Origin of the sequence: Asticcacaulis sp. MM231 (assembly GCF_964186625.1) — a bacterium.
Taxonomy (GTDB): domain Bacteria; phylum Pseudomonadota; class Alphaproteobacteria; order Caulobacterales; family Caulobacteraceae; genus Asticcacaulis.
On record NZ_OZ075108.1, the window covers coordinates 2,865,001 to 2,886,757 of the forward strand.

Below are 21,757 nucleotides of genomic sequence, written 5' to 3' on the forward strand. Positions count from 1 at the left end.
AGCGACAACTTAATCTCGTTATCGAAGAGAGCGGCGCTTATACCGCATCATTTTTTAGTGTCAAGCGTTTCTTTTCAAAAAGATTTTCTCGACAACCAACACCGCTAAACCAACAACCGGAAACGTCCGAAAGCCCTTTCAGCGGAGCGGCGTTTCTAGGGAAACACCGCAAACGAGTCAACCAGTTTTTTAAAAGAATGTCGTTACCGAAAACTCTAGCAAAACCAATTAATCGCCCCAACCAAAAACCTCTGAAAGACTTAAATCATAACCGTTTCCGGTTCCTCATGTCGTCGCGTCCAAAGCCCCTCAGTCGGGAGACCGGCTTCTAAGGATACGGGCGGTGGGAGTCAACACGGATTCCGAAATAACTCATCTTATCAACAGAACACGGACTAAACGGCGGTTTTCTCTGCCGAAACCGGCGCCGGATAGCTCTCTTTGGGCTTCAGCGCGCCTTTCCAGACAAGCCATGCCACGCCGAGCGACAGAACCACCGAGGTGACAAGGCTGGCCTCGGGGCCAAATTTGCCGCCGGTCAGCCACCAGATAGCGCCAGGCCTATCCATCAAATCGACCACCAAAGGCGCCGCATCGAGTTTCATGCCGCTGACCTCAAGGCCGAAACCAACGCCAAGCAGCCAGTTCCAGGCCGTATGCCAGGCGCAGACCCCCCACAGTGAACGTTCCTGAATGGCATAGAAGCTGAGAAAAACCGCGACAAGTACGATATTAAGCAGACCAATGATCAACTCCTTAGACATCTCGATATTGCCGGCGTGCAGCAGCGAGAAGATGATCATGTTGACAACGATGCCCCAGATAATGCCGTGGCGCGAGGCGATGATCTGCAACAGATAACCACGCATGGCGATTTCCTCAGTCGCGCCCTGCACCATGAAGCCGCCGAACAGAGCGATCAGGGGCACGAGCAAGGTCAGACTTGGCGCCCCCCAGAAGCCGGCGCTCTCAATCTGATAACCGCCGAGCAGCCAGATGCCGCCCACAACGGCGGTGATAAAACCAAAGCCAATGCCAAGGCCACGCAGATAACGCGGCACCGCCTTATCATTGAAACCCAGGACACGCGGACTGCGACGCTCAAACAACCAGACCCACAAGAAGAAGACCAGAATGACGCCGGCAAAGCCATAGAGTTGGAAGCTGTCGGCCATCCAGTTGATGCCCGGCTGTATGGGAATATGAAACACAAGCCCCAGCACCGCCATCGGAATCATGCCCAGCACAATAAAGACGACAGCGAGAAGGATCGCCGCCCAGGTCCAGGTGCGGCGATGCCGCTCGGTGCGTGGTGCGTAAAGTTCAATGCCAGCCATGATCAGCCCCTTTGTCAATTTGGCGTCACGTTTCCACAATGACGCCTAACATGGTGTTAAGCCGCTACAGTTTGAGTCCAAATCGCGGACCGATCAGCGTCATGGCCAGGTAGAGCGTGACCGTCAGCCCGCATCCCGCCAGCAGCGCCGGATAAAACGACATGCCCTTGCGCAGCAAAAACGGAATGAGCAGGAACATCGGCAGCGACGGCAGGACATACCAGAAGGTGCCCTCGGCATGTTGCGCCATGCGTTCGATATCCTGCGTATCACGCCATAGCCACAGCATTCCCAGGATCGAGATCAGCGGCAGGGACGCCACCAGCGCGCCAAACCCCGGCCAGCGCTTGGCGATTTCGGAAACGGCGGCAATGATCAGCCCCGATAAACCGGCCTTGATAAGGAGATAGAGCATGCCCCTCGCCTATTTCTGCCTAAGTTCGGCCGCAGCGCCCGCCGGCAGGCTGATTGTGACATCGCTGCCCAGGATTTCGTGGCCGAGGAACTGGCGTGTCACGTCCGAGGCCAGCGCGAACCTGACCGGATCGGCGCCACTGATCAGCTCATGCCCGCCGCCCTTGATGATAAGCGCGTAGCTTTCCTTCACCGTGGTGCCCTCGAACGGCAGCAGATGATCGTGCCAGTCGGTCACAAACCCCGGCACGGTATCGGCGTCACCCGTCACCATCAGCAGAGGCGCTTTCAGCGTGGAATAGGAGGTCGGGTTGATCAGGCTGGGGATCGCACCGGGGCTGGAGAAGCACACCACCGCCTTGACATCCGGCGTATAAAGCGGCGCCACATAGTCCAGTCCGCCGCCCAGCATCAGGGCGAACAGTGAACCGTAGCTGTGGCCGGCGGCGATCTGCGGCAGGTCCTTGTAGGCCGATTTAGCATAGGCCGCGACGGCCGCCATGTCGGCGATGCGCTGCGGAAAGCTGGATTGCAGCGTGGCGCGCTTGTCTTCGGGGATCTTGACGGAATCGGTATGGAGCGGCGCCAGCACGGCGAAGCCCTGTTTCAGCAGGAACGCGCCCATCTTGTCATACTGTTCGGGCCAACTGCCCCCGCCATGCGAGAAAAGGACCACCCCGCGCGGATTGGGCACATTGCGGCTGATCACCCGCACAACGCGGCCATCGGCCAGCGGCAGGTCGAAATCGTTGGCGGTGACCTGCGCCCGCGTAAGCGAAGGCGCAAGGGCGGTGGAAGCAAACGCGGTCAGCAAGGCGCGGCGGTCGAGGGCCATGGGCGTGTCCTTTTCGTTTCAAAGAACAGGTAACACCGGGATTCGCCCACTGACCAGACGCAATCTACTCTTTTTCACCCTGTTCCTTCGCCAGACGCGCCAGAACGCGCCCGCGCCCCTTGGTCAGTGCCGTCACCACGCCGCGCCAGGTGCGCACCTCCTGCTCGGTCAGGCCGGCGCGATTGAAGACGGCGCGCAGGTTACGCACCACCGACGGACGCTTTTCCAACGGGAAGAAGAAGCCCGATGTGTCGAGTTCGGCTTCGAGATGCTCATAGAGGCCGGTGACGAATTTCATGTCGGCCGGTGGGTCCATATTGCGCGTGAAGGCCGCATCCGGCGTATCCATCACCTGCAGGCGCCATTCGTAGGCGACGATATTGACCGCCTGCGCCAGATTGAGCGACTGGAACTTGGGATCGACCGGGATGGTGACGATATAGTGCGCGTTGGAAAGATCGTTAGTTTCCAGCCCCATGCGTTCGGCGCCAAAGAGAAGCCCCGTCTTCAGGCCTTCGCGGCTGATCTTCATGGCGTCAGCAGCACAGGCGCGCGGCGTGATCACCGGCAGATGAACTTCGCGGTTGCGCGCCGTGGTGGCGTAAACAACCTGCAGGTCAGCCACGGCATCGGCCAGGGTGTCATAAACCTTGGCGTCGTTCAGCGGCCATTCAGCACCGGAACTCAAGGCCCAGGCGCGTTCCTGCGGCCAGCCGTCACGCGGCGCCACCAGACGCAGCTCGGTCAGGCCGAAATTGCCCATGACCCGCGCCACGGCGCCGATGTTTTCGGCCATCTGCGGACGGTCAAGGATGATGCAGGGAAGAAGGGGTTGATCTGTCATGCGCGCCTTATAGCGCGTGCGCGGTTCAGGTCAATTCACCAGCGCCTTACCAGCGTTCGCGGATCGCCAGAAACACCAGAAGAACCAACGCCAGCGGCAGGAGCGCTATGGCGCGGGCGGTGTCGCCCCAATCGCGGCGGCTGCGGACTTCGTATGTTAACCCGGTCATTTCGGCACCCTCTGTGTTATTTGGAGGCAACCTTGCAAAGCCTGCGCCAACACCGTCCGGCGGCATGAATGTTTTCGCATTCCGCAAATACCGTATATAGAGAATAGCGACAGTACATGCAGGGGGATGCAATGGCGGATGCTTGGCTGCTGACCTATCAGCTTTATGAGAAAACGGCGTTGTGGTTCAACATCGGCTTCCTGATCTGCGGGGCGATCGCCGGCGTCAAACTTTACCGCTATCTGTAGGGCAAGGCGCCGTGGTGGTCGCGCCTCTGGTGGAGCTTTGATACCTTCTGGTTCTGGCTGCCGGGAGATAATCCCGTTAAAGAGCGGGAAGACGCGGAAGAAGACCACAAACGCTTCCTTGAGCGCCGACAAAACCGCAAGCCCGGCAACCTAACCGACGAAATGTAGTCCCCTCCCCACAGGCGAAATTTGAGCTATTTGCGCCGCAAGATAATTCGTTTATAGCACCTGCCGTTAGCGACGGCTCCGACCCTGTGCGTCCTGCCGCCAGCTCCCGTTTGGAAAAGGATTCTGTAATGGCTAAAATCAAGGTGGCGAACCCGGTTGTCGATATCGACGGCGACGAAATGACCCGCATCATCTGGCAGTGGATCAAGGACAAGCTGATCCACCCCTATCTCGATATCGACCTGCAATATTTCGACCTCGGCATGGAAAACCGCGACGCGACCGACGATCAGGTCACCATCGATGCCGCCGAAGCCATCAAGGCCTGCGGCGTCGGCGTCAAGTGCGCCACCATCACGCCTGACGAAGCCCGCGTGAAGGAATTCAGCCTGAAGAAGATGTGGAAGTCGCCCAACGGCACCATCCGCAACATCCTGGGCGGCGTCGTTTTCCGTGAGCCGATCATCTGCAAGAACGTGCCGCGCCTCGTGCCCGGCTGGACCCAGCCGATCGTCGTTGGCCGTCATGCCTTCGGCGACCAGTACAAGGCCACCGATTTCCTCGTCCCCGGCCCCGGCAAGCTGACGATGAAGTTCGTCGGTGACGACGGCAAGGAAATGGACTTTGAGGTCTTCAAGTTCCCCAGCGCCGGCGTGGCCATGGGCATGTACAACCTCGACAACTCGATCCGCGATTTCGCCCATGCCTGCTTCGCTTACGGCCTGTCGCGCGGCTATCCGGTTTACCTGTCGACCAAGAACACCATCCTGAAAGCCTATGACGGCCGCTTCAAGGACATCTTCGCCGAAATCTACGCCGCCGAATACGAAGACAAGTTCAAGGCTGCCGGCCTGCACTACGAGCACCGCCTGATCGACGACATGGTCGCCGCGGCGCTCAAGTGGTCGGGCGGTTACCTCTGGGCCTGTAAGAACTATGACGGCGACGTCCAGTCCGACACCGTGGCGCAAGGCTATGGCTCGCTCGGCCTGATGACCTCGGCCCTGGTCACGCCCGATGGCAAGATCATGGAAGCCGAAGCCGCCCACGGCACCGTGACACGCCACTTCCGCCAGCACCAGAAGGGTGAAGCCACCTCGACCAATTCGATGGCCTCGATCTTCGCCTGGACACAAGGCCTGAAGCACCGCGCCAAGCTCGACGGCAATGCCGAGCTGACCAAGTTCGCCGAAACCCTGGAAAAGGTCTGCGTCGATACGGTCGAAGCCGGCTTCATGACCAAGGATCTGGCGCTGCTCGTCGGCCCGTCGCAAGGCTGGCTGACCACCGAGGGCTTCCTCGACAAGATCAGCGAAAACCTGACCAAGGCCCTGGCTGCCTAAGCCTCTTGTACCTCCCCATCTCCGATGGGAGGGGGACCGCGCCCGAAGGGCGTGGTGGTGGGGTATGTTACTTTAAAAAGCCGCCGGTTCATGCCGGCGGCTTTTTTCATGCAGAGGCTAAAACCGCGCGTTGACGCCCGCCAGCCGAACTGGAATAGTCGGCTTAAATACAGGGAAAGATCATGCAATTCATTGCGGCTCTATTATCGGGTATCGTGCTGGCCGGCGCCGCACAGGCGGAAACACGCCTTGAGTTTGCCCCGCAAAAAAATGATAACTATTTCTGGCAACTGCCCGTCTATACCGGTGGTCGTACGGCCCTGGAGACCTATATTTCAGTGGATTTCCCTTACGGACCTTACCAAGTACATCAGTGGCCCGGAACCTATTATGAAACGACCTTCACCGGCCCAGAGGTCTATTTTGCCCTGAGTGATAACGCCAACATCCTCTCGGTCAGTGTCGATGACGTCCTCTTAGGTAAGCTCAGCAAGCCGGGAAGCCGCATATATCGCGTCTCAGGTCTCAGCAACGCCCCTCACCGTATTCGCATTGAGCGGAACACCGAAACCCAAAATGAAAAAGGCGGTTTTCACGGTTTCGATCTGCCGAACTTCAAACCTGGGGCCGTTATGCCTCCCCAGCCTCCGCTGTTGCCGCGCACGCGCCAGATCGAGTTCATCGGCAATTCCTACACCGTGGGCTACGGCAATACCGCCGGCAAACGCCAGTGCACCAAGGACGAACTGTGGGCCACCACCGATACGCAACAGGCTTTCGGTCCTTTGACCGCCAAACACTACAACGCTGATTACCAGATCAACGCCTTTTCCGGCCGCGGCATCGTGCGTAACTATGACGGCTTCATCGGCGATACCCTGCCCGCGCTCTATCCTTACGCCCTCTATGATGGCAAGACCGAATATCATGATCCGCTTTGGCAGCCGCAGCTCATCGTCATCGCGCTCGGCACCAACGATTTCTCCACGCCCGTCCATGCCGGCGAAAAGTGGAAGACTGAGGCTGAACTGATTGCGGATTACGAAGCAACTTATGTCAATTTCGTCAAATCCCTGCGCACGAAGAACCCGGATGCGGCCGTCCTGCTGATCTCCTACGATCCGGCCACTACGCCGCAAATCACCACCGTACGTGACCGCCTGAAGGCCCAAGGCGATGCCAAGGTCGATTTCCTTGAGATCACCGGCTTCACCAAGAACGCCTGCGATTATCACCCCGATACCGACGATGACCGCAAGATCAGCCAAACCCTGATCGCATACCTCGACGCTCATCCCGCATTCTGGCAAGGCAAATAATATGCGTCTTTTCAACGCGCTCCTGCTCAGCGGCACGCTTCTGGCCAGCGCCGCCCAGGCCGGAACGCCGATCGGTTATCCCCTGCCCCTGCATATCGGCGGCCGCGTGGCGCCCGTTGGCGCCGATCCGGCGCAAGGCTATATCCACCAGTGGCCGGGCACCTATTTCGAGGGCCGCTTCAAGGGCAAGGAGATATCGCTGCGCCTGAACGACAAGACCAATATCCTCAATGTCTATGTCGATGGCCAGAAGGTGCAGACCGTCAACCGCCCCGGCGAAGGCGATATCGTGCTTGGCCCCTTCGCCGATACCGAACACACCATCCGCATCGAGAAGCTGACCGAGTCGGCCTCAAGCTCGGCGCAATTCACCGGTCTGTTCGTGGCCGATGCTGATGATGTCCGTCCCGCGCCGGAGCCTTCGCCACGCCGCATCGAGTTCATCGGCGACAGCTATACCGTAGGCTACGGCAACACCTCGTCCACCCGCACCTGCCCCGGCGATCAGGTCTGGGCCACCACCAACACCCAGGCCGCCTTCGGGCCGGTCACCGCCAAGCATTTCAAGGCCGATTACCGCGTCAACGCCATTTCCGGCCGCGGCATCGTGCGCAACTACAATGGCGGCGAAGGCCTGCCCCTACCGCAAGCCTATCCGAACGCCCTCAATCTGACAGGCCCCGGCCTCACCGTGACCGCCTCGCCTGTCTCTGATGACTGGAACCCGCAGGTCATCGTCATCGGCCTCGGCGCCAACGATTTCACCACGCCCCTGCATGGCGGCGAGGTGTGGACCACGCGCGACGAACTGCACAGCGATTACGAGCAGACCTATGTCGCGTTCGTGCAGTCCCTGCGCGGCAAATATCCCGGTGCTTATTTCATCCTGATGGCCACCGATCAGGCCAATGGCGAGATCCTGTCCGAGGTCAAAAAGGTACTCGCCACCTTGCGCGCATCGGGTGAGAGCCGCATCGATTTCTTACCCATGAACGGCCTAAGTTTTGGCGGGTGCGACTGGCACCCGACCACGGCGGACGATACTCAGGTGGCGAACAGCCTGATCGGTTTCCTAGAGGCCCGGCCGGAGATATGGGACAACCAATAAGCTATGAAACTTTTTCGCTGCGATAACTGCGGAAATTCGATCTATTTCGAGAACCGGTCCTGCCTCAAATGCGGTTTACGCCTGGGCTTCGTCTGCGAAGAAATCAGCCTTCACGCCATGCAGCCCGACGCCAACCATGCCGATCGCTGGCGCCGCGTCGATCAGCAGCAGTTCGTCTATCGCTTCTGCCCCAACGCCGCTTTCGATGTCTGCAACTGGCTGGTGCGCGATGACAGCGACGAGGCCTTTTGCACCGCCTGCCGTTACAATGGACTGGTGCCCAATGCGAAAAGCAGGGAGGGCCTGCGCCGCTGGCGCGCCATCTCCGACGCCCAGCGCCACCTGTTCTATTCGTTCCTGCGCTGGGATTTGCCGCGTCCCTCGCGCAAGGAAGATCCGATCGGCGGGCTTCGCTTCGATCTGAAGGACGACAAGATCAATCCGGACGGCTCGTGCCAGCCGGTGCTGATCGGCCACGATGAGGGCCATATCGTCATCCGCACCGCCGAGGCCGACGACCCGACGCGCGAACAGCAGCGCGCCATGATGAACGAGCCTTACCGCACCCTGCTTGGTCACTTCCGCCACGAGACCGGCCACTTCATCTGGAACAAGATGGTGCGCGATGCCGGCAAGACCGAGAGTTTCCGCGCCGTTTTCGGTGACGAGAGCGTCGATTACGACGAGGCGCTGAAGCGTCATTACACGCGGGGGCCCAGGCCCGGCTGGGGTTCCAGCTATATCAGCTATTACGCCACCACCCATCCGTGGGAGGATTTCGCAGAGTGCTTCGCCCATGTGCTGCATATCATCAATTCACTGGAGACAGCGCACATGTTCGGGATAGCGCTGGCGCCCATGTCACACGATTTCCTGGCGGCGCACGCGAACTTCGATCCCTATTCGGTGCTCGATTTCGAACGCATCGCCGAGGTGTGGATACCGCTCAGCCTGGCGCTCAACACCATCCACCACTCGATGGGCGAGCGCGATCTTTATCCCTTTATCCTGACCCCGGTGATCAAGGGCAAACTGGCCTATGTCCACAGCCTGCTGACGCGGCAGATCTAGCCCCCTCTTATACCTCCCCGCTCATGAATGGGTCTGCTTTTTATACCTCCCCGCTTGCCAGGGAGGGGGACCGACGCGCCCCGCGCTCAAACAGCGAAGCGGTAGCGCACCCCAAATAGGCGCGTTGGTGGTGGGGTTTCTTGCTTTCTTGCCCGATAGCCGCCACTATCGCCAAAAAGGGAGAAAACACATGTGGAAGTCGATTTTACTGGCCGGGGCGCTGGCTATATCTCCGTTCGCCGCACACGCGACAACAACATTTCAGATCGCATATCTCCTGCCTATGACCATTGGCGGGCGCGTCACAGCCGATAATGTTCATCAATGGCCTGCCGTTTATTTCGAATCGCGTTTCACAGGGCCGTCCGTAAAATTGCTTTTCGACAATGAGAACAGCAACTTCAATGTTATTGTCGATGGCAAGCCGCTGATGATTTTGCAAAAGCCAGGCAGCAAGGTCGTAGAGCTAGGTGAGTTGGGCGACGGCGAACATACGATACGCCTCGAAAAGCGATCAGAAACCCAATACCTGACAGGTCGTTTCGTCGGGTTCGACACGATCGATCAGCCAAGCCCGCTGTTACCCCCGCCCCACCGCGCCCGCCAGATCGAGTTCATCGGTGACTCACTGACCGTCGGCTATGGCAATACCTCAGCCTTTACCCAGTGTACGCCTGAGGAAATCTTCGAGACCACCGACAGCCAGCAGGGCTTTGGCGTCCTCACCGCCAGGCATTTCGACGCCGATTACCAGATCAACGCCTTTTCCGGTCTTGGCATGGTGCGCAATTACGACGGCCGCGAGCATCCGAAATACCATATGCCGATGCTCTATGACCGTGCGCTCTTCGATGACCCGACGCCCGCCCACCAGCCCGACTGGCACCCACAGGTCATTGTCATCGGTATCGGCAGCAATGATTTTTCCACACCTGTGCGTCCAGATGAGCCGTGGGGAAATGAGGCCAATCTCCGCGCCGACTATGTGAAGACCTACACCGCCTTCGTCAAAACCCTCCGCGCCCGAAACCCAAACGCCTTTATCCTGCTGACCACGCTGGAAGGCGAACCGGAAGGCTATATCGGCGGCACGAATGAGGTATTTACCGCCATGACCTCGGGCGGTGATAACAAGATAGACCGCATCACCCTGCCGGTGCTCGACTACACCGGCTGCAACAGTCACCCCAATACCCGCTCGGACGCACGGGCCGCCGATATCTACATCAAATATCTCGAAGCCCACCCGCAGCTCTGGCAAGGCAAGTAAGGCTCTGACACGGATAAGGCACAGATGATGACCTTTGGTCATCAACATGGATAAGACACGGATTTCATAATAAATTAAAGGTGATACGCCGTCCCATAGCCCTTTAGGACGGCAAAGCCGTCACAGGTCTACACCTCTATCCGTGCCTTATCCGTGTCGCAGCGAAGCGGCATCCGTGCCTTTATCCGTGGTCAAAACTGTCTTCCAATATCGGCAGCCGCGCCACACCTGCGCGTCAATTCACCGCAAAGGGGCGACAAGCCTAGATTGGCGTGTTAACCTTGTTTCATACGGTCTCCAGGGGGAAATGTACTGTGTCGAGAATTCTAAGCCTGTTGCTGGTTATCATCGTCGCGGGTTGCGCCGGTCTGTTCTATGCCGCGCCGATCATCTCCTTCGCGGATGTCCGCAGTTCCTGCCAGAGCCAGGATATCGACGCCCTGGCCAAGCTGATCGATTTCGACACCGTGCGCATCAGCCTGAAAGCCCAGCTCGATGCCGGCGACAAGGGGCTGGCCGCTCCCGCCCCCAGCGCGCTCAATGATCCGGTGGGCGCCACCGGCAGCGCCTTCAAGAATGTCGCCGATTCCGTCGGCAAGGCCATCAATGACATGGTCAATCCCAACGCCGTCAAAGCACCCGCCAAGCCGGTGATCGACGTCAATTCTTACCTGACGCCCAAGGCGATTCTCGGCCTGACCTATGGCGAGGCGAAAGACGCCAACAGGTTCGAGCCGTCCACCTTCGAGGGCAAGCCGCCTTCGCCCAAGGTGGCCTTTTTCAGTCTCGAACGCGCCCGCCTGACCGTCACAGACGAGGCCCACGGCACCACCACCTTCACCTTCGAGCGCCACGGCCTGACCCACTGGGAACTGGTCCATATCGGCCTGCCCACTGCCGAAAGCGAAGCGCTCAAAGCCAATCCGGCCGGCTAACTCTTCTATCTCCCCGCTTGCCGGGGAGGGGGACCACAAGCGAAGCGAAGTGGTGGTGGGGTTTCTTGCTTTCTCCCTCAAACGGCCTATAGCGTGCTGTATGTTTGACACTTTAGGCCGCGTCCTCGTCTTCTTCGCCTTTATCGGCCTTGGTGCCTTGCTGGTGAAACTCAAGCGCCTCAACGCACAGGGGCTGGACGGTCTGTCCGCCTATTTCTACTGGCTGGCCTTTCCATGCTGGCTGATGATCAGCTTTTCCCGCCTGCCGCATTTCGATATCACCATGGCCATGCCGATCCTGGCCTATCTTGCCGCCATGGTCCTGACCGGCGCGATCGTCGTTATTGCCACGCGCCTTTTCAAAAGCCGAAAGGACGACGCCATCGCCGCCGGCATGGCCGGTTTCATCAACAATTCCGCTTTCCTCGGCATCCCCATCGCGCTTAGCCTGTTCGGGCCGGAAGTTTCGCGTATCGGGCCGCTGGTCGTGGCCGCCGACTTCCTCATCCTGTTCAGCATCGGCTGCGCCGGATTGGCCAAGGCTTCGGGCAAAACCTTCAAGGCTGCCCTGGCCCACACCGCCAAAAACCCGACCGTGATCGGCGCCCTGACCGGTGTCGCCTGTATGCTGATCGGCTTCCGCTTTCCTTTGCCAGTCGAAAACGCGCTTGATATCCTCGGCAAATCCGGCCCGCCGGTCGCCCTCGTGGCGCTGGGCGGGATGCTGGCTCTGATGCCCGTGACGAACCTGACCCGTCCGGACGCCACTAGTGCCATCGCCATTATCGGCAAGATTTTGCTCGCTCCCGCCTTGGTCGCGCTTGTGCTCAGCCTGCTTCGCGTCGATCCACTGACCTTGCGCGTCTGTGTCTTTCTAGCGGCCACACCCACCGCCGTCAGCGTCTTTATCCAGACGAAGATGTACGGCCTGTGGTTTGAAGGCGCCGCCAAGACCGTGGCGCAGTCGACCCTGATCAGTCTCTTCACCTTGTCGGCGTTGGCCTTGCTTTTACGCATGGAATATGACTACTTCGGCGAGGTCGATGTCCCCGCCAGTATGCCGCCGTCGATATTGAATTCCGAACCGGTGATATAGGTCGCTTCATCCGACGCCAGCAGGATCGCCACCGCCGCCACCTCATCCGGCCGGCCAAAGCGATGCAGCGGCATATTATCGAGCATCCGCTTTTCATCGGCCGCGCCATCGATCATGCCGTCCCACATCGGGGTGCGGATCGAGGCCGGATAGAGCGAATTGCAGCGAATGCCGAGATTTTGTTCGGCGCAATAGAGCGCCACCGACTTGCTGTGATTGCGGATGGCGGCCTTGCTGGCGGCATAGGCAGCGGTTTTCGGCACGCCCACAAGCCCCGAACGCGACGACATATTGATGATCGAGCCGCCCTTGCCGACCGCGCGCATGGCCTGGATCGCGTGCTTGCATCCCAGGAACACGCTGTCGAGATTGATGGCAATGACCTTGCGCCAATCCTCCAGACTGGCGTGTTCCGGATCGTGCGGATGCCCGCCTTCCGTGCCGGTGATGCCGGCATTATTGACCAGAATATCGAGCCCACCGCGGTCTGACACGATGGCGGCCATCACCGCCGCCCACTGCGCTTCGTCGGTGACATCGTGCGCCATGAAGCCGCCCTTGTCCCCCAGCGCCCGGGCTGCGGCCTCGCCTTTTTCCACATTGATATCGCTGATGACAACATAGGCGCCCTCGGCAGCGAAGGCCGCAGCGATGGCCGCGCCGATGCCGCTGGCCGCACCGGTGATCAATGCCGTCTTGCCCGATAGTCTGTTCATAGAAAAACCCTGCATCTGAAAAGAAGATGCAGGGTTATAGCATGGAACATAAGGACGCTATGCGCCAGATAGCCGCTGGAGCGCTTTCCGAAAAGTGTGACACACTTTTTGGATCAAAAAGCGCGTAAACACAAAAAACTAAGAGCGCCTATCTGATTCCATCAGATCGGAATGCGAACTAGATCAGCGCCTTGACCGCTGCGATGCCCGCATCGGCCTGGCTGTCATCGGGCGCGCCACCCTGGGCGAAGTCGGCCTTGCCGCCCGCCCCTTGACCACCCATGGCGATCACGGCCGCCTTGGCCAGCTCGGCAGCGTTATATTTGCCGGTCAGGTCAGGCGTTACCGCCACGGTGACCGCCGCCTTGCCATCGAGCTTGCCGACCAGCGCTACGATGCCGCTGCCAATTGATTTTTTGAAATCCTCGGCCAGCGGCCGCAGATCCTTGCCGCCGACGCCATCCAGCACACGGGCGATCACATTGGTGCCGTTGATCTCCTCAGGCCCGGAGGCCGCGCCGCCACCGCCCACCGCCAGCGCGCGCTTGGCTTCGGACAGTTCCTTTTCGAGGCGTTTGCGCTCAGCGATCAGGGCTTCGACGCGGGCGCCGACCTGATGGACCGGCACCTTGAACTGATCGGCCAGAGCCGTGGCCACGCCCGCCTGATCGAGCAGGAACTGACGCGCCGATTCACCGGTATAGGCCTCGATGCGGCGAATGCCCGCCGCCACGCCGCCTTCGGAAATGATCTTGAACAGGGCGATATCACCGGTGCGCGACACGTGGGTGCCGCCGCACAGTTCGACCGAATAGTCACCCTCGCCTTCGAGCGCATGACCGAGCGCCAGCACGCGCACTTCCTCGCCGTACTTCTCCCCGAACAGCGCCACGGCGCCGGCTTCGATGGCCTTTTCCGGCGACATCAGCTTGGTGGCCGCCGCCTGATTTTGCAGGATGACCGCGTTGACCTCGTCTTCGATGCGTTCGATCTCGGCATCGCTCAGCGGCGCGCCGTGGCTGAAGTCGAAGCGCATGCGGTCGGCATCGACCAACTGGCCCTTTTGCGCGACGTGCGCGCCCAGAACGTGCTTGAGCGCGGCATGCAGCAGGTGCGCGGCCGAGTGGTTCGAGCGCGTGGTGTGGCGCTTTTCAGGATCGACCCTGAGCTCGACCTTGTCGCCAAGCTTGAGCGTGCCTTCGGTGATCTCAAGCAGGTGCACGATGAGCTCGCCGGCCTGACGATAGGTGTCCTTGATAACGCCCTGGCCATGCAGAAGCTCGACCGTGCCGGTATCGCCGGCCTGTCCGCCGCCTTCGGGATAAAACGGCGTCTTTTCAAAAACCGCCTCGACCGTATCGCCGGCAATGGCTTCCCCAACCTGCTCGCCATTGAGCAGCAGCGCCTGTGCGTGCGCCTGGGCGTTCAGGTGATCGTAACCGACGAAGTCCGAAGCGCCGATGGCGTCCTTGATGGTGAACCATTCGGCCGATTGGGCCTTTTCGCCGGAGCCGGTCCAGTTTTCACGGCCGCGCGTCTTTTGCGCTTCCATGGCAGTGTCGAAACCGGCCGTATCGACGGTCAGGCCCTTACCGCGAATGGCGTCCTGCGTCAGGTCGAGCGGGAAGCCGTAGGTGTCGTAAAGCTTGAAGGCGGTTTCGCCGTTCATGACGTCGCCGTCCTTGAGGTCGCGCGTCGCTTCGTCGAGCAGGGTCATGCCACGGCCAAGCGTGCGGCGGAATCGTTCTTCCTCCTGGCGCAGGGTATCGATGATGCTGGCCTCGGCGCGTTTCAGTTCGCCGTAGTGGCCACCCATTTCCGCGACGAGCGTCGGTGCCAGCTTGTGCAGCAGCGGCTCCTGCGCGCCCAGCAGATAGGCGTGGCGCATGGCCCGGCGCATGATGCGGCGCAGGACGTAGCCACGACCTTCGTTCGACGGCGTGACACCATCGGCGATCAGGAAAGACGACGAACGCAGGTGATCGGCGATGACGCGGTGCGACGGCAGATTATCGCCCTCGGCCTTGACGCCAGTGGCCTCGACACTGGCCTTGATCAGGGTCTGGAACAGGTCGATGTCGTAATTGTTGTGCACGCCCTGCAACACAGCGGCGACGCGCTCAAGGCCCATGCCGGTATCGATCGACGGCTTGGGCAGGCTGACGCGCGTGCCGTCGGCCGACTGGTCGAACTGCATGAAGACGAGGTTCCAGATTTCGACGAAACGGTCGCCATCTTCTTCCGGCGTGCCGGGAGGGCCGCCCCAGATATGATCGCCGTGATCGTAGAAGATTTCGGTGCACGGGCCGCAGGGGCCGGTATCGCCCATCGACCAGAAGTTATCCGAACCGGCGATGCGGGCGATCTTCAATTCCGGCAGGCCGGCGATCTTCTTCCACAGGTCGAAGGCCTCATCGTCATCGATATAGACGGTCGCCATCAGGCGGTTCTTGTCGAGACCGTAATCCTTGGTCATCAGGTTCCAGGCGAACTCGATCGCTTCGGCCTTGAAGTAGTTGCCGAAGGAGAAGTTGCCGAGCATCTCGAAGAAGGTGTGGTGGCGCGCGGTATAGCCGACATTATCCAGGTCGTTATGCTTGCCGCCGGCCCGCACGCATTTCTGCGACGTGGTGGCGCGATTGTAGGGCCGCGTTTCCGCGCCGGTAAAGACGTTCTTGAACTGCACCATGCCCGCATTGGTGAACATCAGGGTCGGATCGTTGTGCGGCACGAGCGAGGAGGACGAAACGACCTCGTGGCCCTGCTTGGCAAAGTAATCGAGGAAGGTCTGACGTATCTGATTTAAGGACGGCATGGTCTGCTTCAGTTCGAGGTAGATGGGCAAATAAGAGGTTGTATATAGAGGGGCTTCACAACAAGCGCAAAGACCTTTGCACCGCTAAGGCTATCTTTTTGCCGCTCTGTGGCATCTGTTGCTGCAACAAACAAAAAAGACGCCCGTTGCGGGGCGTCTTTTCCTGATCAGGCCGGTGGACCGGAGGTTTGGAGCCGGTCCGGCCCGATCATGTTTTTTGCTCAGGCGCCGCAAGGGGCGCCCTTGCCAGATCACGCGCGTAATCTGGAGCCTACAGCGACTCGTCACCTTCGTTGGCGTCCGGCTCCGGCGTGCCCAGCAGTTCCTCGGCCAGGACCACCGACTTGTTGCGGATGCCCTTTTCGATCTCGTTGCACATTTCCGGATTGGCTTTCAGGAAGTCACGGGCGTTATCGCGGCCCTGACCGATGCGGGTCGAGTTGTAGGAGTACCAGGATCCCGACTTCTCGACGAGGCCGGCCTTGACGCCCAGATCGATAATCTCACCGATCTTGGAGATGCCCTGACCGAACATGATGTCAAACTCGACTTCGCGGAACGGCGGCGCGATCTTGTTCTTGACCACCTTGACCTTGACGCTGTTGCCGATGTTCTCGTCGCGCACCTTGATGGCGCCGGTGCGGCGGATATCGAGACGCACCGAGGCGTAGAATTTCAGCGCGTTGCCGCCGGTCGTCGTTTCCGGCGAGCCGTACATCACGCCGATCTTCATGCGGATCTGGTTGATGAAGATGACAATGCACTTCGACTTGGAGATCGAGCCGGTCAGCTTGCGCAGGGCCTGCGACATCAGACGGGCTTGCAGACCGGGCAGGCTGTCGCCCATGTCGCCTTCGATTTCCGCGCGCGGAGTCAAGGCGGCCACCGAATCGATGACCACGATATCAACGGCGCCCGAACGGACCAGCGTATCGGTGATTTCCAGAGCCTGTTCGCCATTATCCGGCTGCGAGACGAGCAGGTCATCGAGATTGACGCCCAGACGCTGCGCATAGCTCGGATCGAGCGCGTGCTCCGCATCGACAAACGCGGCCGTGCCGCCCTGCTTCTGGATTTCGGCCACGGTGTGCAGGGCCAGCGTCGTCTTGCCCGACGATTCCGGACCATAGATTTCAATGACGCGGCCCTTCGGCAGGCCGCCGATACCCAGCGCCATATCGAGACCCAGCGAGCCGGTGGAGACCGCTTCGATATCCGCGATCTTGCCGTTCTTGCCCAGGGTCATCACCGACCCCTTGCCAAAGGCGCGATCAATCTGCGCCAGCGCCGCTTCGAGGGCGCGTTGCTTTTCAGCTTCGTTTTTACCGACCAATTTCAATACCGCTTGAGATGACATAACCAAACCCTCCTATGTCACGATTCCCGCCACCGGGTGTTTCTTTTAAATCGTTCTGACAAACCACGATGTACCTCATTTGTTCCAAGTTCGCAATATGTTCTCACGGTCTTTTTTCGTGTTCTCTTCTCTTGCTCGCCCAAAACCGTTTTGTCGCCTGGGTTTGCTGCATAAAATAATTAATGCAGACACGGCCACTGCCATCAGCCCTCGGTTCTCTCCAGGTGGCCGCTCGAACCGACCCTGAACCAGATCGTGATTTGACGTTTCGTGCCTCCCGCATGTTAACTCAGGTTGAAATCAGGAGCCCCTCCCTCATGCCGCGTCATCTTCGCCCTGCTGGCCTTGTTGCCCTGATGATTGCTCTTGCAGGTGCTTCAAACGCTGAACCTGTCACGCTAAAAGCAGGTGAGACGACCTTTACGATCGATGCCAGCACACTGCGCATTGACGCGGCGCGCGCCGGCGAAACACCACAATCCGTCATGCCGCCTCAGCATGATGCCGAGGCAGGTGTGCCCCCCGTAGCCGTTGACAAGGGCTGGCGCTGGCAGGATACCACAGGGCGCACCTACACGGCGTCGACGGAGGGCGACGCTTTGAAACTCGTCGTCCGGGCGCCACCGGAGCAAAAGCTGAACTGGGCCCTCCCGCAGGTCGCCACGGGCACATGGCTGATACCGGACGGCGAAGGGATGGCTTTCCAGGTCGATGACGCTTTCTGGCGCCAGCACAATCAGCGAGAACACTGTCTGGATGGGACAGCGGGCCTGTCTTTTCCAGCCTGGAGTTATCTGACCAGCGACCGGGCCGTGATCTATGCCCTGGGGGATGGCCTGCGGTCGGAACTGTGCCTGAAAGATGATCATGGGCTGCAAGCGCGCCTGAATCACAGTTTCGATGAAACACCCGAGGGGCTCGAGATTCTGTTTGCCGTGCGCCCGCCCGATCCTTTGGCGCCGGCCATTTTTTACCGCGACAGGCTCAAGGGGCGTGGTCAGTTCAGAACCTTGACCGACAAGGCCGTCCCCGATCTTGAGCGCCTGTATGGCGCGCCCCAGGCCTATGTGTGGGGAGACGGGCGCGATCTCGCATTCTTGGATGACCTGAAGGCGCTGGGGATAGAACGCATAAACCTCAGCTATGATCAGAATCCCGCAAAAAACGCGCATGTCGTGCGCAGCGCCTATCTTGAAAAAGCCGAGGCGCTGGGCTACCTCGCCGGACCTTACGATGTGTTCGACAATGGACAGCCGCCGGGCGAAGACACGTCGCCCTATGTGTTATGGGACAAACTCTCTACCCCGCCGGCTGCGTTCTGGATCGCACGGGCAAGCCGGTGACAGGTTTCGCCGGCATGGGCTGCGAAATGTCCAGCGAGGCCATTGTCCGTGCACCCGGCGCTTTTGTGCCCGGCGCGCGTTATGCGCAGCATCGCGCCGAAGGGGCCAATCAGGTCTTTGTCGATGTCGACGCCTATGGTGAATTCTATCATGACTACAGCCCGGACCACCCCATGACCATGATGCGGGACCGCGACAACCGTCTGGCGCGTCTTTCGCTCGGCATGACACACTATCAGCTTGTCATGGGCTCCGAAAACGCGACCGCCTGGAGTGCCGGCGTTGTGCATTATTCCCACGGCACGGCGCAGGCACATGTCAGCATCGTCTGGAAAGTTAAAAATGATAAGGACCGTTTCGGCGGCTGGTGGCCGTCTGATCGTCTGCCCCTGTTTTTCAAAACCTTCACGCCTACGGAAGACGAAGCCCGCCTTTTGTTCGGCGCTGCGGACCGGCTGCCTCTGTTTGACGCGGTCTTCCACGATTCCGTCATCGCCTCGGACCGGTGGGAATTCGGTCTGATGAAGGTGTCGGGGATGGAAGGGGCGCGTTTTGCGCGCGCCCTGCTTTACGGCACGCCGACCATATGGCCGCTCGACCGGCAGGAAGTCCGGCGCACGGGGCCATGGCTGAAAGCCGCGCATGATGATTTTCGCATAGCCCACGGCTGGAATGCACCTGTGGCCTTGACCGGCTTCAGGTGGGAAACAGCGGATCGCCTTGTCCAGACGACGAGCTTTGCCGATGGCCGGACCCTTACTGCAAACTTCTCGTCGACACCTTTTCAGGGGCTGGCGACACATTGTGTGCGGGTAAAACGGCCTGAGAAAGCCGCGATAGACCTGTGCCCACCGGCTTTACCCACCCGTTGAACAGGTTACGCCTGGGCGACAAAGCGGCCCGCCTATCCCCTCACCGCCGCCTCGATTTTGGCGACGTCGATCTTGCCCATCTGCATCATGGCCTCAAAAGCGCGCCTGGCCACATCGCCGCCTTTTGCCATGGCCTCAGTGAGCACACGCGGGGTGATCTGCCACGAGAGCCCCCATCTGTCCTTGCACCAGCCGCAGGCGCTTTCCCGACCGCCATTGCCCACAATGGCGTTCCAGTAACGGTCGGTCTCTTCCTGATCGTCGGTGGAGATGGCGAAGGAAAAGGCCTCGGTCTGATGGAACACGTCGCCGCCATTGAGACCCAGGCACGGGATACCGCAGACGGTGAATTCGACGGTCAGGACATTACCCGCCTTGCCGCCGGGAAAATCAGACGGTGCGCGAAAAACGGCGCCCACCGCGCTGTCAGGAAAGGTTTCGGCGTAAAAGCGCGCGGCGGCTTCCGCGTCCTTGTCGTACCACAGGCAAATCGTGTTCTTGTTCATGGCGTGTCCTCGGTTTTATGATTTCATCCCCGCCAACTCTGGCAAGGAAAGTATCGGCTCACACGCCAAAGCTGTCAATTCCGATGCCGGAGGGCACACCCGCCACAAAAAAGCAGCACCAACCCTAAGGCTGATGCTGCACGGCTCCTGTCAAAGCGGGCCTGGTCTAACCTAGATCTGGCCGGCGTCCGTATAGACCTGTTCCAGCACCGCCAGCGGCACGGCGCCCGCCAGAAGGCCGGTATCGTGGAACTTTTTGATATCGAAGGCCGCGCCGAGCTTGGCCTTTGATTTTTCACGCAGTTCCAGCCATTTGATCTTGCCGATCATATAGCCCAGCGCCTGACCGGGCCAGACCGCGTAACGCTCGATCTCGGTTTCATTCGGATCGCCGAGATAGGTGTTCATGTAATCCATGGCCTGCTCGCGGCTCCACTTCTTGTGGTGCATGCCGGTATCGACCACGAGGCGGCAGGCGCGGAACAGGGCGTCATGCAGATAGCCGATCTTGCCGAACGGATCGGTGGCGTACATGTCCATGTCGGTGCCGGCCAGTTGCTCCGAATAGAGCGCCCACCCTTCGATATAGGCGTTGAACCCCGAAATCTTGCGCAGTTCCGGCAGGTTCTTGTTCTCCTGCTGGATCGAGATCTGCATGTGGTGACCGGGGATAGCCTCGTGATAGGTCAGGGTCGGCAGGGTCCAGCTCGGCACCTCGGCGGTGTTGCGCAGGTTGATATAGTAGGCGCCGGGGCGTTTACCATCGAGCGAGGCGCCCATGTAATAACCGCCCGGCGCACCCAGTTCGGTCGCCTTGGGCACGCGCTTCACCGTCACCTTGGAGGTCGGCAGGGTGCCGAAGAACTGCGGCAGCTTGGCGAAGATGACATCAATCTGCTTGTTGAGATCGGCCAGCAGCTTGTCCTTGCCAGCGTCGGTATTGGGGTAGATGAACTTCGGGTCCTTGGCCATGGCGGCCAGGCGTTCGCCGGTCGTGCCCTTGGTCATGCCCTGCGCCTTCATGATGGCATCCATCTCGGCGCTGATCTCTTTCACCTTGTCGAGCCCGATCTGATGGATCTCATCCGGCGTCATGTCGGTCGAGGTGCCGCCGCGCGCGCCGAAGGTGTAATAGGCCTCGCCGCCCGGAATATGCCAGATACCGGCGTCGTGCGTCGTCTTGGGCAGGGCCGCTTCGATGGCCGCGATCTGACGATCGAGCGCCGGCACCACCTCGCCCTCATAAGTCTTGGTGGCGGTGGCGTTCCAGTCTCCCGCAATCGCCTTTTCCTTGGTGCGGCGGGTGATCGAGGCCACCAGCACGCTGTCGGCGGCCTTGGTGTTGCGCTGACCCTTCAGTTGCGTCAGGGCCTTTTGCAGGGCGAAATCGGGCGGGATCACGCCCTTTGCGACGTCGGCCTTGAAGCGCTCGGTTTCCTGATCGAGCAGCACGGCATAGCCGGTGAGGCGTGAGAGGTAAGCGTCGGCGTCTGCCTTGGTCTCGATGCTGTGCTGGCTGTCGAGGAAGTCGGGCACGCTCTGATAGGCGCCGCTCAGTTGCGTCAGCACGTAGGGCGCCGGATAGCCGAAGGAACCGAAATCGAAGCTCTTGAAGCCGTTCAGGCTCTGCGAATAGTCCCAGACCACAGTGTCGTAATTGATGCGATCCATGCCGGTCAGCTTTTCGCGGTCGATGCCCTTCAGCGAGGCCAGGGCCTTTTCGATAAAGGCCTGCTGGCGGGCGCGCTCCGCCGGCGTCGAAGGATCGAGCTTCGCCTTGAGGCCGGCGCGCTTGTCCTTGTCGAGGCCGAGCGAGGTGGCCAGGGTCGGCGAATTGTCGAGCAATTCATCATAGATCGACTGGAAGGTGGCGTTAAGGTCAGGCTTGGGCGCCGGCTTGGCGCAGGCAGTGACCGCAACGGCGGTCAGGGCCGAGCCCCCCACCAGCAGATGACGACGATTGATCATGGCATTTTTCCTTTTTCTATCTG

General features: G+C 60.0%; 19 protein-coding genes. 9 read left to right on the forward strand and 10 right to left on the reverse strand.

The window, feature by feature from the left end; translation table 11 throughout:
- Positions 1-395 precede the first annotated feature (395 nt).
- The 5 genes from ABQ278_RS14040 to ABQ278_RS14060 form a co-directional block, all read right to left on the reverse strand.
- Positions 396-1,337: a type II CAAX endopeptidase family protein gene (locus ABQ278_RS14040; protein ID WP_349320125.1), complete on the reverse strand. Its 942-nt coding sequence runs from the start codon at positions 1,335-1,337 to the stop codon at positions 396-398.
- Positions 1,338-1,401: 64 nt separating this feature from the next.
- Positions 1,402-1,752 carry a DUF3147 family protein gene (locus ABQ278_RS14045; protein WP_349320126.1) on the reverse strand — a complete coding sequence of 117 codons (351 nt, stop codon included), beginning with the start codon at positions 1,750-1,752 and terminating at the stop codon, positions 1,402-1,404.
- Between the two features lie 9 nt (positions 1,753-1,761).
- On the reverse strand, positions 1,762-2,586 hold the full coding sequence (locus ABQ278_RS14050; protein ID WP_349320127.1) for a serine aminopeptidase domain-containing protein: 825 nt from the start codon (positions 2,584-2,586) through the stop codon (positions 1,762-1,764).
- 64 nt (positions 2,587-2,650) lie between these two features.
- Positions 2,651-3,430: an RNA methyltransferase gene (locus ABQ278_RS14055; protein WP_349320128.1), complete on the reverse strand. Its 780-nt coding sequence runs from the start codon at positions 3,428-3,430 to the stop codon at positions 2,651-2,653.
- 46 nt (positions 3,431-3,476) lie between these two features.
- Complete coding sequence (locus ABQ278_RS14060; protein WP_349320129.1) at positions 3,477-3,599, reverse strand: hypothetical protein; 123 nt, start codon at positions 3,597-3,599, stop codon at positions 3,477-3,479.
- A 544-nt stretch (positions 3,600-4,143) separates the two neighbouring features.
- Between ABQ278_RS14060 and ABQ278_RS14065 the strand changes: the two genes are divergently transcribed.
- The 7 genes from ABQ278_RS14065 (at position 4,144) to ABQ278_RS14095 (ending at position 12,157) form a co-directional block, all read left to right on the forward strand.
- Entirely contained in the window at positions 4,144-5,358 is a 1,215-nt protein-coding gene (locus ABQ278_RS14065; RefSeq protein WP_349320130.1) for an NADP-dependent isocitrate dehydrogenase, read from the forward strand.
- A 182-nt stretch (positions 5,359-5,540) separates the two neighbouring features.
- A complete protein-coding gene (locus ABQ278_RS14070) occupies positions 5,541-6,677 on the forward strand; it encodes a GDSL-type esterase/lipase family protein (protein WP_349320131.1) in 1,137 nt (378 codons plus the stop codon).
- A gap of 1 nt (position 6,678) precedes the next feature.
- A complete protein-coding gene (locus tag ABQ278_RS14075) occupies positions 6,679-7,785 on the forward strand; it encodes an SGNH/GDSL hydrolase family protein (protein WP_349320132.1) in 1,107 nt (368 codons plus the stop codon).
- 3 nt (positions 7,786-7,788) lie between these two features.
- Entirely contained in the window at positions 7,789-8,856 is a 1,068-nt protein-coding gene (locus ABQ278_RS14080) for a putative zinc-binding metallopeptidase (protein ID WP_349320133.1), read from the forward strand.
- A 190-nt stretch (positions 8,857-9,046) separates the two neighbouring features.
- Positions 9,047-10,126 (forward strand): SGNH/GDSL hydrolase family protein, encoded by a 1,080-nt coding sequence (locus ABQ278_RS14085; protein WP_349320134.1) that lies wholly within the window; start codon positions 9,047-9,049, stop codon positions 10,124-10,126.
- A gap of 314 nt (positions 10,127-10,440) precedes the next feature.
- Complete coding sequence (locus ABQ278_RS14090; RefSeq protein ID WP_349320135.1) at positions 10,441-11,061, forward strand: DUF2939 domain-containing protein; 621 nt, start codon at positions 10,441-10,443, stop codon at positions 11,059-11,061.
- A gap of 100 nt (positions 11,062-11,161) precedes the next feature.
- Positions 11,162-12,157 (forward strand): AEC family transporter, encoded by a 996-nt coding sequence (locus ABQ278_RS14095; RefSeq protein WP_349320136.1) that lies wholly within the window; start codon positions 11,162-11,164, stop codon positions 12,155-12,157.
- On the opposite strand, the gene ABQ278_RS14100 is transcribed toward ABQ278_RS14095, so the two are convergent.
- The 3 genes from ABQ278_RS14100 to recA all read right to left on the reverse strand — a co-directional run bounded on the left by ABQ278_RS14100 (position 12,088) and on the right by recA (position 17,045).
- Positions 12,088-12,873 (reverse strand): glucose 1-dehydrogenase, encoded by a 786-nt coding sequence (locus ABQ278_RS14100; RefSeq protein ID WP_349320137.1) that lies wholly within the window; start codon positions 12,871-12,873, stop codon positions 12,088-12,090. The two genes, ABQ278_RS14095 and ABQ278_RS14100, sit on opposite strands and share 70 nt — an antisense overlap.
- A 178-nt stretch (positions 12,874-13,051) precedes the next feature.
- Complete coding sequence (gene alaS, locus ABQ278_RS14105; protein WP_349320138.1) at positions 13,052-15,688, reverse strand: alanine--tRNA ligase; 2,637 nt, start codon at positions 15,686-15,688, stop codon at positions 13,052-13,054.
- 271 nt (positions 15,689-15,959) lie between these two features.
- Positions 15,960-17,045, reverse strand: coding sequence for a recombinase RecA (gene recA / locus ABQ278_RS14110; protein WP_031220123.1), 1,086 nt, complete (start codon positions 17,043-17,045; stop codon positions 15,960-15,962).
- 317 nt (positions 17,046-17,362) lie between these two features.
- On the opposite strand from recA, the gene ABQ278_RS14115 reads away from it, so the two are divergent.
- Positions 17,363-18,388 (forward strand): hypothetical protein, encoded by a 1,026-nt coding sequence (locus ABQ278_RS14115; RefSeq protein WP_349320139.1) that lies wholly within the window; start codon positions 17,363-17,365, stop codon positions 18,386-18,388.
- Positions 18,331-19,260, forward strand: a complete 930-nt coding sequence (locus ABQ278_RS14120; RefSeq protein ID WP_349320140.1) for a glycoside hydrolase — start codon at positions 18,331-18,333, stop codon at positions 19,258-19,260. Before ABQ278_RS14115 ends, ABQ278_RS14120 begins: the two co-directional genes overlap by 58 nt.
- Positions 19,261-19,292: 32 nt before the next feature.
- Here ABQ278_RS14120 and ABQ278_RS14125 read toward each other — a convergent pair whose 3' ends face one another.
- Together ABQ278_RS14125 and ABQ278_RS14130 are read right to left on the reverse strand one after the other, a co-directional pair.
- Positions 19,293-19,766 (reverse strand): VOC family protein, encoded by a 474-nt coding sequence (locus ABQ278_RS14125; protein ID WP_349320141.1) that lies wholly within the window; start codon positions 19,764-19,766, stop codon positions 19,293-19,295.
- Positions 19,767-19,937: 171 nt separating this feature from the next.
- Positions 19,938-21,734, reverse strand: coding sequence for a DUF885 family protein (locus ABQ278_RS14130; RefSeq protein WP_349320142.1), 1,797 nt, complete (start codon positions 21,732-21,734; stop codon positions 19,938-19,940).
- Positions 21,735-21,757: the final 23 nt, after the last annotated feature.